The organism is Klebsiella sp. DY2415, assembly GCF_026314315.1.
Taxonomy (GTDB): Bacteria; Pseudomonadota; Gammaproteobacteria; order Enterobacterales; family Enterobacteriaceae; genus Klebsiella; species Klebsiella ornithinolytica.
Map to the genome: position 1 here is coordinate 5,510,168 of NZ_CP111115.1, position 12,945 is coordinate 5,523,112.

At 53.6% G+C, this 12,945-nt stretch carries 8 protein-coding genes, 2 tRNA genes and 3 rRNA genes; 4 read left to right on the forward strand and 9 right to left on the reverse strand.

Annotated elements, in window-relative coordinates; genetic code table 11:
* Positions 1-32: 32 nt before the first annotated feature.
* Together mobA and mobB are read left to right on the forward strand one after the other, a co-directional pair.
* A complete protein-coding gene (mobA, locus tag OQV00_RS26060) occupies positions 33-614 on the forward strand; it encodes a molybdenum cofactor guanylyltransferase MobA (protein WP_015585454.1) in 582 nt (193 codons plus the stop codon).
* On the forward strand, positions 611-1,126 hold the full coding sequence (gene mobB, locus OQV00_RS26065; RefSeq protein WP_015585455.1) for a molybdopterin-guanine dinucleotide biosynthesis protein MobB: 516 nt from the start codon (positions 611-613) through the stop codon (positions 1,124-1,126). The genes mobA and mobB overlap by 4 nt, the downstream gene beginning before the upstream one ends.
* 127 nt (positions 1,127-1,253) lie before the next feature.
* Here the strand turns inward: mobB and rrf are convergent.
* The 5 genes from rrf to OQV00_RS26090 all read right to left on the reverse strand — a co-directional run bounded on the left by rrf (position 1,254) and on the right by OQV00_RS26090 (position 6,445).
* Positions 1,254-1,369, reverse strand: a 5S ribosomal RNA gene (gene rrf, locus OQV00_RS26070).
* 92 nt (positions 1,370-1,461) lie between these two features.
* Positions 1,462-4,366 (reverse strand): 23S ribosomal RNA (locus tag OQV00_RS26075).
* A gap of 206 nt (positions 4,367-4,572) precedes the next feature.
* Positions 4,573-4,648: transfer RNA gene (locus OQV00_RS26080), tRNA-Ala, on the reverse strand.
* 111 nt (positions 4,649-4,759) lie between these two features.
* Positions 4,760-4,836: transfer RNA gene (locus OQV00_RS26085), tRNA-Ile, on the reverse strand.
* A gap of 71 nt (positions 4,837-4,907) precedes the next feature.
* Positions 4,908-6,445, reverse strand: a 16S ribosomal RNA gene (locus tag OQV00_RS26090).
* Together the 16S, 23S and 5S rRNA genes with 2 tRNA genes alongside form the textbook arrangement of a ribosomal RNA operon.
* A 477-nt stretch (positions 6,446-6,922) precedes the next feature.
* Here OQV00_RS26090 and OQV00_RS26095 point away from each other — a divergent pair.
* Both OQV00_RS26095 and mdtD read left to right on the forward strand, forming a co-directional pair.
* Positions 6,923-7,624: a FadR/GntR family transcriptional regulator gene (locus OQV00_RS26095; RefSeq protein WP_004869256.1), complete on the forward strand. Its 702-nt coding sequence runs from the start codon at positions 6,923-6,925 to the stop codon at positions 7,622-7,624.
* 12 nt (positions 7,625-7,636) lie between these two features.
* Entirely contained in the window at positions 7,637-9,034 is a 1,398-nt protein-coding gene (gene mdtD / locus OQV00_RS26100) for a multidrug transporter subunit MdtD (RefSeq protein WP_004869253.1), read from the forward strand.
* Here the strand turns inward: mdtD and rbsR are convergent.
* The 4 genes from rbsR to rbsC form a co-directional block, all read right to left on the reverse strand.
* Positions 9,031-10,014 (reverse strand): ribose operon transcriptional repressor RbsR, encoded by a 984-nt coding sequence (rbsR, locus tag OQV00_RS26105; RefSeq protein WP_004869251.1) that lies wholly within the window; start codon positions 10,012-10,014, stop codon positions 9,031-9,033. The genes mdtD and rbsR overlap by 4 nt on opposite strands.
* 12 nt (positions 10,015-10,026) lie before the next feature.
* Complete coding sequence (gene rbsK / locus OQV00_RS26110; RefSeq protein ID WP_004869249.1) at positions 10,027-10,956, reverse strand: ribokinase; 930 nt, start codon at positions 10,954-10,956, stop codon at positions 10,027-10,029.
* A gap of 102 nt (positions 10,957-11,058) precedes the next feature.
* Complete coding sequence (gene rbsB / locus OQV00_RS26115; protein ID WP_004869247.1) at positions 11,059-11,949, reverse strand: ribose ABC transporter substrate-binding protein RbsB; 891 nt, start codon at positions 11,947-11,949, stop codon at positions 11,059-11,061.
* Positions 11,950-11,976: 27 nt separating this feature from the next.
* Positions 11,977-12,942, reverse strand: coding sequence for a ribose ABC transporter permease (gene rbsC / locus OQV00_RS26120; RefSeq protein WP_004869245.1), 966 nt, complete (start codon positions 12,940-12,942; stop codon positions 11,977-11,979).
* Between the last annotated feature and the right edge of the window lie 3 nt (positions 12,943-12,945).

Here is a 12,945-nt window from a genome sequence, read left to right on the forward strand (position 1 = left end):
GTCAATCCCACAATGAAAGAGGCGATATTGATATGCAAGGCGAGGTCATAACCGGCGTTATATTAGCAGGCGGAAGGGCCACGCGGATGGGAGGTGCGGATAAGGGATTGCAGCTACTCGATGGTAAGCCATTATGGCGCCATGTTGCAGATGCGTTGTCTCCTCAGGTGACCCACCTGGTTATCAGTGCCAACCGTAATCTGGAACGCTGGTATGAAAGCGGGTATCCGGTGTATTCCGACAGTCTCTCTGACTTCCCGGGGCCATTAGCCGGTATGCTATCCGTGATGCAGCAGACACAGAGCGAATGGTTCCTCTTCTGCCCCTGCGATACCCCCTTTATCCCCTCATTCCTGGCTGAGCGCTTTATACAGCAGAAACAGACCGCTCCCGTCGTCTGGGTTTACGACGGAGAACGCGATCATCCCGCTATTACCCTGATGCATCGATGTTTAATGCCCGATCTGGCGGCATATCTTGCCGCAGGCGAACGACGCGTGATGGCTTTTATGCGCAACAGCGGCGGGCATCGCGTTGATTTCAGCGATGTCCGCCCGGCCTTTATTAACGTCAATACCCTTGATGACTTGCAGGGTATACAGGAGCAATCATGATCCCCGTTCTCGCCATTTCCGCCTGGAGTGGTACCGGTAAAACAACGCTGTTAAAAAAATTAATCCCCGCATTGTGTGCTGCTGGCCTGCGTCCGGGTTTGATCAAGCATACCCATCATAATATGGATGTCGATCTGCCGGGTAAGGACAGCTATGAATTGCGTAAAGCCGGGGCAGCTCAAACGATTGTCGCCAGTTCACAACGCTGGGCGCTAATGACTGAAACGCCGGATGAAGAAGAGGTGGATTTAGCCTGGCTGGTTAGCAGGATGGATGCATCAACGCTGGATTTGGTTCTGGTTGAAGGGTTTAAGCATGAGCCGGTAGCGAAGCTCCTGCTTTTTCGGCAACAGGGTGGGCATCGTGTCGAGGAGCTCGTCCTGGATGAGCATGTGATTGCGGTAGTCAGCGATACTCCATTAGAGACATCACTCCCGCAGTTAGATTTAAACGATATTCCGCAGATCGCGGCGTTTATTCTACGCTGGTTGGCAGAAGCGCAATGGCAGTGAGTATTTCAGCAATGGGCGTAATATAGCGCCCGTTCTGCGTTATTCCTGCGAGATTAGGCGTTGCGGATAAATAACGATAAAAACGCAAAAAGCCCATCCGTCAGGATGGGCTTTTTACTGATTTGATGCCTGGCAGTTCCCTACTCTCACATGGGGAGACCCCACACTACCATCGGCGCTACGGCGTTTCACTTCTGAGTTCGGCATGGGGTCAGGTGGGACCACCGCGCTATCGCCGCCAGGCAAATTCTGTTTCACCCCGCATTCCTGCGTGATGATGAATCTGTAATCAAGCTGAACATTTCGTCTCTTCGCCAAAACAGCTTCGGCGTTGTAAGGTTAAGCCTCACGGTTCATTAGTATCGGTTAGCTCAACGTATCGCTACGCTTACACACCCGACCTATCAACGTCGTCGTCTTCAACGTTCCTTCAGGACTCTCAAGGAGTCAGGGAGAACTCATCTCGGGGCAAGTTTCGTGCTTAGATGCTTTCAGCACTTATCTTTTCCGCATTTAGCTACCGGGCAATGCCATTGGCATGACAACCCGAACACCAGTGATGCGTCCACTCCGGTCCTCTCGTACTAGGAGCAGCCCCCTCAATTCTCCAGCGCCCACGGCAGATAGGGACCGAACTGTCTCACGACGTTCTAAACCCAGCTCGCGTACCACTTTAAATGGCGAACAGCCATACCCTTGGGACCTACTTCAGCCCCAGGATGTGATGAGCCGACATCGAGGTGCCAAACACCGCCGTCGATATGAACTCTTGGGCGGTATCAGCCTGTTATCCCCGGAGTACCTTTTATCCGTTGAGCGATGGCCCTTCCATTCAGAACCACCGGATCACTATGACCTGCTTTCGCACCTGCTCGCGCCGTCACGCTCGCAGTCAAGCTAGCTTATGCCATTGCACTAACCTCCTGATGTCCGACCAGGATTAGCTAACCTTCGTGCTCCTCCGTTACTCTTTGGGAGGAGACCGCCCCAGTCAAACTACCCACCAGACACTGTCCGCAACCCGGATCACGGGTCTACGTTAGAACATCAAACATTAAAGGGTGGTATTTCAAGGTTGGCTCCATGCAGACTGGCGTCCACACTTCAAAGCCTCCCACCTATCCTACACATCAAGGCTCAATGTTCAGTGTCAAGCTATAGTAAAGGTTCACGGGGTCTTTCCGTCTTGCCGCGGGTACACTGCATCTTCACAGCGAGTTCAATTTCACTGAGTCTCGGGTGGAGACAGCCTGGCCATCATTACGCCATTCGTGCAGGTCGGAACTTACCCGACAAGGAATTTCGCTACCTTAGGACCGTTATAGTTACGGCCGCCGTTTACCGGGGCTTCGATCAAGAGCTTCTCCTTACGGATAACCCCATCAATTAACCTTCCGGCACCGGGCAGGCGTCACACCGTATACGTCCACTTTCGTGTTTGCACAGTGCTGTGTTTTTAATAAACAGTTGCAGCCAGCTGGTATCTTCGACTGATTTCAGCTCCATGAGCAAGTCACTTCACCTACCATCAGCGTGCCTTCTCCCGAAGTTACGGCACCATTTTGCCTAGTTCCTTCACCCGAGTTCTCTCAAGCGCCTTGGTATTCTCTACCTGACCACCTGTGTCGGTTTGGGGTACGATTCGTTGTTACCTGATGCTTAGAGGCTTTTCCTGGAAGCAGGGCATTTGTTACTTCAGCACCGTAGTGCCTCGTCGTCACACCTCAGCGTTGAATAAACGACCGGATTTACCTAATCGTTCCGCCTACATGCTTAAACCGGGACAACCGTCGCCCGGCTAACATAGCCTTCTCCGTCCCCCTTCGCAGTAACACCGAGTACAGGAATATTAACCTGTTTCCCATCGACTACGCCTTTCGGCCTCGCCTTAGGGGTCGACTCACCCTGCCCCGATTAACGTTGGACAGGAACCCTTGGTCTTCCGGCGAGCGGGCTTTTCACCCGCTTTATCGTTACTTATGTCAGCATTCGCACTTCTGATACCTCCAGCAACCCTCACAGGCCACCTTCAACGGCTTACAGAACGCTCCCCTACCCAACAACACATAGTGTCGCTGCCGCAGCTTCGGTGCATGGTTTAGCCCCGTTACATCTTCCGCGCAGGCCGACTCGACCAGTGAGCTATTACGCTTTCTTTAAATGATGGCTGCTTCTAAGCCAACATCCTGGCTGTCTGTGCCTTCCCACATCGTTTCCCACTTAACCATGACTTTGGGACCTTAGCTGGCGGTCTGGGTTGTTTCCCTCTTCACGACGGACGTTAGCACCCGCCGTGTGTCTCCCGTGATAACATTCTTCGGTATTCGTAGTTTGCATCGGGTTGGTAAGTCGGGATGACCCCCTAGCCGAAACAGTGCTCTACCCCCGAAGATGAGTTCACGAGGCGCTACCTAAATAGCTTTCGGGGAGAACCAGCTATCTCCCGGTTTGATTGGCCTTTCACCCCCAGCCACAAGTCATCCGCTAATTTTTCAACATTAGTCGGTTCGGTCCTCCAGTTAGTGTTACCCAACCTTCAACCTGCCCATGGCTAGATCACCGGGTTTCGGGTCTATACCCTGCAACTTAACGCCCAGTTAAGACTCGGTTTCCCTGCGGCTCCCCTATACGGTTAACCTTGCTACAGAATATAAGTCGCTGACCCATTATACAAAAGGTACGCAGTCACCTAACAAGTAGGCTCCCACTGCTTGTACGTACACGGTTTCAGGTTCTTTTTCACTCCCCTCGCCGGGGTTCTTTTCGCCTTTCCCTCACGGTACTGGTTCACTATCGGTCAGTCAGGAGTATTTAGCCTTGGAGGATGGTCCCCCCATATTCAGACAGGATACCACGTGTCCCGCCCTACTCTTCGAGTTCACAACGTGTGCATTTTAGTGTACGGGGCTATCACCCTGTACCGCCGGACTTTCCAGACCGTTCCACTAACACACGCGCTGATTCAGACTCTGGGCTCCTCCCCGTTCGCTCGCCGCTACTGGGGGAATCTCGGTTGATTTCTTTTCCTCGGGGTACTTAGATGTTTCAGTTCCCCCGGTTCGCTTCGTTAAGCTATGTATTCACTTAACGATAGTGTGACGAATCACACTGGGTTTCCCCATTCGGAAATCGCCGGTTATAACGGTTCATATCACCTTACCGACGCTTATCGCAGATTAGCACGTCCTTCATCGCCTCTGACTGCCAGGGCATCCACCGTGTACGCTTAGTCGCTTAACCTCACAACCCGAAGCTGTTTCGTAAAACAGTCCGCGTTGCGAAAATTTGAGAGACTCGAACACACCGCTTTTCCTCTCTTATTACGGAGAAAGGAAACAGTGTGTCGTTTCAATTTTCAGCTTGATCCAGATTTTTAAAGAGCAAAACTTCGCAGCATACCTTTTCAGGTACACTCTGAAGTTTTCTTGTTGTGCAGCAGTAAAGGATGGTGGAGCTATGCGGGATCGAACCGCAGACCTCCTGCGTGCAAGGCAGGCGCTCTCCCAGCTGAGCTATAACCCCATCGTAATGCTAAATCTCTTGTACCGGTAATTCAGACTGAGACAAGGCGTGGAAGGACGAAGCATACTGAAGTATGCGAGTCGTTTCACAACGCAGTATTCAGGATGAATTTGGTAGGCCTGAGTGGACTTGAACCACCGACCTCACCCTTATCAGGGGTGCGCTCTAACCACCTGAGCTACAAGCCTGCAGAGATTTTTTACTGCTTATTTTTCATCAGACAATCTGTGTGAGCACTACAAAGGCAGGTTCTTTCAGGTAAGGAGGTGATCCAACCGCAGGTTCCCCTACGGTTACCTTGTTACGACTTCACCCCAGTCATGAATCACAAAGTGGTAAGCGCCCTCCCGAAGGTTAAGCTACCTACTTCTTTTGCAACCCACTCCCATGGTGTGACGGGCGGTGTGTACAAGGCCCGGGAACGTATTCACCGTAGCATTCTGATCTACGATTACTAGCGATTCCGACTTCATGGAGTCGAGTTGCAGACTCCAATCCGGACTACGACATACTTTATGAGGTCCGCTTGCTCTCGCGAGGTCGCTTCTCTTTGTATATGCCATTGTAGCACGTGTGTAGCCCTACTCGTAAGGGCCATGATGACTTGACGTCATCCCCACCTTCCTCCAGTTTATCACTGGCAGTCTCCTTTGAGTTCCCGACCGAATCGCTGGCAACAAAGGATAAGGGTTGCGCTCGTTGCGGGACTTAACCCAACATTTCACAACACGAGCTGACGACAGCCATGCAGCACCTGTCTCAGAGTTCCCGAAGGCACCAAAGCATCTCTGCTAAGTTCTCTGGATGTCAAGAGTAGGTAAGGTTCTTCGCGTTGCATCGAATTAAACCACATGCTCCACCGCTTGTGCGGGCCCCCGTCAATTCATTTGAGTTTTAACCTTGCGGCCGTACTCCCCAGGCGGTCGACTTAACGCGTTAGCTCCGGAAGCCACTCCTCAAGGGAACAACCTCCAAGTCGACATCGTTTACAGCGTGGACTACCAGGGTATCTAATCCTGTTTGCTCCCCACGCTTTCGCACCTGAGCGTCAGTCTTTGTCCAGGGGCCGCCTTCGCCACCGGTATTCCTCCAGATCTCTACGCATTTCACCGCTACACCTGGAATTCTACCCCCTCTACAAGACTCTAGCCTGCCAGTTTCGGATGCAGTTCCCAGGTTGAGCCCGGGGATTTCACATCCGACTTGACAGACCGCCTGCGTGCGCTTTACGCCCAGTAATTCCGATTAACGCTTGCACCCTCCGTATTACCGCGGCTGCTGGCACGGAGTTAGCCGGTGCTTCTTCTGCGAGTAACGTCAATCGCCAAGGTTATTAACCTTAACGCCTTCCTCCTCGCTGAAAGTACTTTACAACCCGAAGGCCTTCTTCATACACGCGGCATGGCTGCATCAGGCTTGCGCCCATTGTGCAATATTCCCCACTGCTGCCTCCCGTAGGAGTCTGGACCGTGTCTCAGTTCCAGTGTGGCTGGTCATCCTCTCAGACCAGCTAGGGATCGTCGCCTAGGTGAGCCATTACCTCACCTACTAGCTAATCCCATCTGGGCACATCTGATGGCATGAGGCCCGAAGGTCCCCCACTTTGGTCTTGCGACGTTATGCGGTATTAGCTACCGTTTCCAGTAGTTATCCCCCTCCATCAGGCAGTTTCCCAGACATTACTCACCCGTCCGCCGCTCGTCACCCGAGAGCAAGCTCTCTGTGCTACCGCTCGACTTGCATGTGTTAGGCCTGCCGCCAGCGTTCAATCTGAGCCATGATCAAACTCTTCAATTTAAGTTTGATGCTCGTGAATTAAACTTCGTAATGAATTACGTGTTCACTCAGAGACTTGGTATTCATTTTTCGTCCGAGGACGTTAAGAATCCATGTCACTTTGAGTGCCCACACAGATTGTCTGATAAATTGTTAAAGAGCAGTGCGACGGCGCTGAGCGCTCTGTCGCGAGGTCCCGTATAATACGTTTTCCTCATTCAGAGTCAAGCATTTATTTTTGCTTTTCTCTGTTGGCGTTCATCGCTGAACCCCGCTAACCCGGCGGCCTGTAAGCCGTTGTTCCGTGTCAGTGGAGGCGCATTATAGGGAGTTCTGAGACGTTGACAAGCCCTGTTTTAAAAAAACTTTTCAACCGTCTCTTTTTTCACCAAATCAGCCCGTGACGTGGCAAAAAACCAGCGTTTTGCTGTTTTAACCAACGAAATAGTCCACCAGATGGCATACTGATACAGATAAAAAGAGAAAGGAACGGCATATATGTCTTTAAGCGCACAGCAACTGGCGGCACAAAAGAACATCTCCTGGGTATTAGCAGAGAAACTGGCTCAAAAAATCCTGACCGGCGAATACCCGCCGGAAAGTATTCTTCCAGGCGAAATGGAATTGGGGGAACAGTTTGGCGTGAGTCGCACCGCGGTACGCGAAGCGGTTAAGACGCTTACCGCCAAAGGGATGCTGTTGCCGCGCCCGCGTATCGGCACCCGAGTCATGCCACGCAGTAGCTGGAACTTCCTCGACAAGGAGCTGCTCTCATGGTGGTTAACGGAAGATAACTTTGAAGAGGTGGTGAGCCATTTCCTGGTTATGCGCAGTAGCCTGGAGCCTCAGGCCTGTTTTCTGGCAGCTACCTTCGGTAACGCGGAGCAAAAGGCCGAGCTCAATACCTTAATGGAAGAGATGGGCCAGTTAAAAAAACGCTTTCTGCGCGAACGCTGGATAGAAGTCGATATGGCCTGGCATGAGCACATCTATGAAATGAGCGGAAATCCGTTCCTGATCGCTTTCGCATCTCTGTTTCATTCGGTCTACCACACCTATTTCACCTCTATTACTCAGAACGAAGTGGTTAAGCTGGATCTCCACCAGGCCATTGTCGACGCTATCCAGGATAGCGATGGCCCGCGCGCGCTAAGCGCCTGCCAGACGTTATTGAGCGCACCAAACCATTCAGGCAAGTAACAAGGGTTCCGCATGAGCGAAAAAAAAGGGCGCAGTATGGCCGGACTGCCGTGGATTGCAGCCATGGCTTTTTTTATGCAGGCGCTGGATGCCACCATTCTCAACACCGCCCTTCCCGCCATTGCGCATAGCCTTAACCGTTCACCGCTGGCCATGCAGTCCGCCATCATCAGCTACACATTAACGGTCGCTATGCTTATCCCGGTCAGCGGCTGGTTAGCTGACCGCTTCGGCACCCGTAAGGTGTTTATCATTGCCGTCGGCCTGTTTACGCTCGGATCACTGGCCTGCGCCCTCTCCAGTTCATTAATGGAGCTGGTTATCTTTCGCGTGATTCAGGGGATAGGCGGCGCCATGATGATGCCGGTGGCGCGCCTGGCATTATTAAGAGCCTACCCGCGCAGCGAACTGCTCCCCGTACTGAACTTCGTCACTATGCCCGGCCTTGTTGGCCCTATTCTTGGGCCGGTGCTCGGCGGCGTGCTGGTTACCTGGGCCAGCTGGCACTGGATTTTCCTCATTAATATTCCTATCGGCATTATCGGGATACTTTACGCGCGCAAATATATGCCGGATTTCACCACCCCGCGCCGGCGTTTCGATACCACCGGTTTTCTGCTGTTTGGATTGAGCCTGGTACTGTTTTCCAGCGGCATCGAACTGTTTGGCGAGAAAATCGTCGCAACCTGGATAGCCCTTTCGGTCATTGCCCTCAGCGTCATCCTGCTGCTGGCCTATATCCGCCACGCACGCCGCCACCCGACTCCGCTGATCTCGCTTTCTTTATTTAAAACGCGCACCTTTTCGGTCGGTATTGCCGGTAATCTGGCGACGCGTCTGGGAACCGGCTGCGTGCCGTTTCTGATGCCCTTGATGTTGCAGGTCGGTTTTGGCTATCCGGCGATCGTCGCAGGCTGCATGATAGCCCCCACCGCCATCGGGTCGATTATCGCGAAATCGACCGTGACGCAGATTTTACGCTGGCTCGGCTATCGGAAAACCCTGGTCGGCGTCACCATTTTTATCGGACTGATGATTGCCCAGTTCTCATTCCAGTCTCCGGCAATGCCTGTCTGGATGCTCTTGCTACCGCTGTTTGTGCTGGGGATGGCGATGTCTACCCAGTTCACATCGATGAATACCATCACGCTGGCCGATTTGACCGATGATAACGCCAGCAGCGGCAATAGCCTGCTGGCCGTGACGCAGCAGCTATCCATTAGCCTCGGCGTCGCCATTAGCGCCGCAGTGCTACGTTTTTATGAAGGGTTCGACAGCGCCAGTACCGTTGAGCAGTTCCACTATACCTTTATTACGATGGGGGCGATTACCGTGGTTTCGGCGCTGACATTTATGCTGTTAAGAGCGAAAGACGGCCGCAACCTGATTAAGGAGCGGCACAAGCGTTAGACGGAGCCGCGAACGACCAGTTCCGGGGTGAGCTGAACGCGCTGCTGCTTCTGACCCGGATCGGCCATGCGATGAATCAGCACATCGATGGCCAGTTCGCCCAGTTCATCTTTCGGCTGATGGATAGTGGTCAGCGGCGGCGTCATATAGCGCGCCAGTTCGATATCGTCATACCCCACCAGCGCCATATCCTGCGGAATTCGTAACCCGGCCTGATACAGCGATTGATAGGCCCCAACGGCCATCGCGTCGTTGCCGACGAACACCGCCTGCGGCCGCTCGGGTAAGGCGAGCAGCTTTTGCATAGCGCTAAATCCGCCGCCAAATTCGAAATCGCTGGTAATGACATAACCTTCCATCACCGGAAGCCCGGCGCGCGCCATTGCCGCGTGATATCCCTCCAGGCGCAGGCGCGACGGCGTTTTATCCAGCGGCCCGGCAATGCAGGCCACGCGGGTATATCCTTTATCAATCAGATATTGGGTTGCCATATCGCCGCCCAGCAGCGAATTGTCCTGAATCAGATCGCTATCGCCGTCGAACGGCGCCCAGTCCATCATCACCGTAGGGACTGACGGGTAGCGCTGCATAATTTCCGGTGAAGGTTGATGCGTTTCGGTACACAGCAGCAGCAGACCGTCGACGCGTTTTTGCATCAGCGTCTCAAGATTGCGGTTCATACGCTGCTCATCGCCTTCGGTATTACACAGCACCAGACTATAACCACGCTCAAAACAGCTGCGCTCCACGCCGCGCACCAGTTCCGAATAAAACGGATTGGTACTGGCGGTGATCAGCATGCCAATGGTCCGGGTCTGGTTTAATTTGAGGCTACGCGCCAGCGCAGACGGCGCATAGTTAAGGTTTTTAATCGCCGCATCAACTTTGGCGGTAATCGCCTCGCTGACGAAGCGATCTTTATTAATGACGTGAGAAACTGTTGAAGTGGAAACGCCCGCCTCGCGGGCTACATCCTTCATGGTAGCCAAACATTACCCCTGTTGACGTAAAAACTCGTCGATTTCTTCGCGCCATGGTACGGAAGGCTGTGCGCCTTTGCGGGTAACGGCAATCGCTGCCGCGGCATGGGCAAAACGGATCGCTTCGTCCAGCGCGGTTCCTTCCAGTAAGGCCGTCACAAAGGCGCCATTAAAGGTATCGCCAGCGGCAATGGTATCGACGGCCTGAACTTTAAAACCGGGAACCCGACGGCCTTGACCGTCATGGCTGACCCATACGCCCCGGCTGCCAAGCGTAATCATCACGATACCAATGCCTTTTTCATGCAGCACACGGGCAGCTTTAGCCGCATCGTCATCGTTTTCAACGCGGATGCCGGTCAGCTTCTCCGCTTCGGTTTCGTTAGGCGTAATAATATCTATCAGCGAAAGCAACTCATCTGGCAGGTCACGCGCCGGTGCCGGGTTGAGCACAACGGTGGTCTGATGCTGATGGGCGATTTTTGCCGCCGCCAGCACGCTTTCCAGCGGTGACTCCAGCTGCATCAGCAGCGCCTGAGCACCCGCAATACGCGCTTTTTCCGCCTCAACCTGCTCGACAGAGAGCGCGGCGTTAGCTCCGGCATGAATACCGATGACATTCTCACCTTCGGCGTTAACAAAAATCAGCGCCACGCCGGTCGATTGAGCGTTGACCGCACGCACCGGCGCAACATCGATACGATCGCGCTCCAGCTGGCGGCGAACGCGTTCGCCGATATCGTCATCACCGGTACAGGCAATAAACGCAATATCCGCGCCGCTTCGCCCGGCGGCGACGGCCTGGTTAGCCCCTTTACCGCCGAAAGCCACCTGATAATGATGACCGGTGACGGTTTCGCCCGGCGTCGGGAAAGATTCAAGGTTAAGAATGTGATCGGCATTGATGCTGCCAAGGACGACAAGTTTGCCTGCGGTTTTCATTATTTCTGTTCCCGGGAAAGCGCGCCACCGGACTCCGGTGGCGCATGCCCTGCTTTTCTTTTTTATATTGTCCCTCGGATCGTTTCCGAGCCGAATCGCATATTACTGCTTAATGACCAGCTTCAGCTCAACCGGATAGCTGGCATCCACTTTCTCACCCTTCAGCACTTTATCAGCAGTCTCCACGCCTTTCACGCCGATCTGCTCTGGCAACTGAGCGATGGTCGCTGCCAGTTTGCCACTATTTACGGCTTTTTCGCCATCCGGAGTACCGTCAAATCCAACCACCATCACATCGGATTTGCCTGCCGTTTGTAGTGCGCGCAGCGCACCCAGCGCCATTTCATCGTTCTGCGCAAACACCGCTTTCACATCAGGATGGGCGGTCAGCAGGTTCTGCATGACGTTCAGACCTTTGGTTCGGTCGAAGTCCGCCGGCTGGCTGGCCAGCACATTGAATTTGTGCGCGGCAACGGCCTGCTTAAAGCCCTCACCACGTTCACGAGCTGCGGAGGTCCCTGCAATACCCTGCAGTTCAATCACTTTCGCGCCTTCACCGGCTTTCTTCGCAATGTAGTCGCCGGCCATCTTACCGCCCAGCACGTTATCAGACGCGATATGGCTGACAACGTCGCCTTTCGAAGCCTGACGGTCGAGGGTAATCACCGGGATCTTCGCCTGGTTAGCCATCTTCACGGCGTTACCTACTGCATCAGAATCGGTAGGGTTAATCAGTAGCAGCTTCGCGCCACGTACCGTTAAATCTTGCACGTTCGCCAGCTCTTTCGCCGGGTTGTTCTGCGAATCCAGTACGACAAGGTTGTAACCCAGTTTGTCAGCTTCTTTCTGCGCCCCCTCTTTCAGAGAAACAAAGAACGGGTTATTCAGAGTAGAGATAACCAGGGCGATAGTGTCTTTGGCCATCGCGTTGGCGCTGACGGTTGCGCTGAGAGCCACAGCAGAGACCAGGGTCGCCAGTTTTTTCATATTCATAGTTAAGATGTCCTGTAGAGTTCTTAGTTACTGCTTTTTGTTGTCTACCAGCACCGCCAGCAAAATTACCACCGCTTTCACGATCATCTGGTAATAGGATGAAACGCCTAATAGATTCAAACCGTTGTTCAGGAAGCCAAGGATCAACGCACCAATCAAGGTACCGACAATACGGCCTTTACCACCCGCCAGACTGGTGCCGCCGAGCACGACCGCCGCGATAGCATCCAGTTCATAGCCGGTCCCCGCCGTCGGCTGCGCGGAAGAGAGACGCGCCACTTCGATAATCCCCGCCAGCGAAGCCAGCAGGCCGCATAACGAATAGACGATGATTTTTACTTTATTGACGCTGATGCCGGATAAGCGAGTTGCCGCCTCGTTACCGCCCAGCGCATAAATATAACGACCCAGCCGCGTATGGTGCAGCATGTACCAGGCCGCCAGAAAGACGATTGCCATAATCCACACCGGCGTCGGAACCCCTAACGGGCGCCCGATACCAAACCAGCCAAACAGGTCGGCGTTATCAGTAAACCCGGTGTTCACCGGACTACCGTTGGTGTAGACCATCGTCACCCCGCGCAGGAGCAACATCATCACCAGGGTAGCGATAAAGGCCTGAACACGCCCTTTCGCCACAATCACGCCGGTCACTGCGCCAATTGCCGCGCCTAAAGCAAGCGCCGCGGCAATCGCCACCAGCGCATTAACCTCCAGCCCCACAATCGATGCCGCAACCGCGCCGGTCAGCGCCAGCAGGGAGCCGACGGACAGGTCGATCCCCGAGGTCAGAATGACCAGCGTCATTCCGACGGCCATAATGGCGTTGACCGACGTCTGCTGCAGAATATTGAAGAGGTTATTAACGGTAAAAAAGTTGGGGCTCATGGTCGAAACAATCGCTATCAGCACCAGCAGGGCAATCAACGACTTTTGCTCCATCAGCCATGCTTTTGTGAAATAGCGGCGACCAGTAACAGCCTGGGTTGTCATCTT

Excerpts from the sequence above, each read along its gene's own strand:
- mobB (WP_015585455.1), top strand. The coding sequence starts at position 611 with ATGATCCCCGTTCTCGCCATTTCCGCCTGGAGTGGTACCGGTAAAACA.
- rbsK (WP_004869249.1), bottom strand. The coding sequence starts at position 10,956 with ATGAAAACCGCAGGCAAACTTGTCGTCCTTGGCAGCATCAATGCCGAT.
- OQV00_RS26095 (WP_004869256.1), top strand. The coding sequence starts at position 6,923 with ATGTCTTTAAGCGCACAGCAACTGGCGGCACAAAAGAACATCTCCTGG.
- rbsR (WP_004869251.1), bottom strand. The coding sequence starts at position 10,014 with ATGAAGGATGTAGCCCGCGAGGCGGGCGTTTCCACTTCAACAGTTTCT.
- mdtD (WP_004869253.1), top strand. The coding sequence starts at position 7,637 with ATGAGCGAAAAAAAAGGGCGCAGTATGGCCGGACTGCCGTGGATTGCA.
- mobA (WP_015585454.1), top strand. The coding sequence starts at position 33 with ATGCAAGGCGAGGTCATAACCGGCGTTATATTAGCAGGCGGAAGGGCC.
- rbsC (WP_004869245.1), bottom strand. The coding sequence starts at position 12,942 with ATGACAACCCAGGCTGTTACTGGTCGCCGCTATTTCACAAAAGCATGG.
- rbsB (WP_004869247.1), bottom strand. The coding sequence starts at position 11,949 with ATGAATATGAAAAAACTGGCGACCCTGGTCTCTGCTGTGGCTCTCAGC.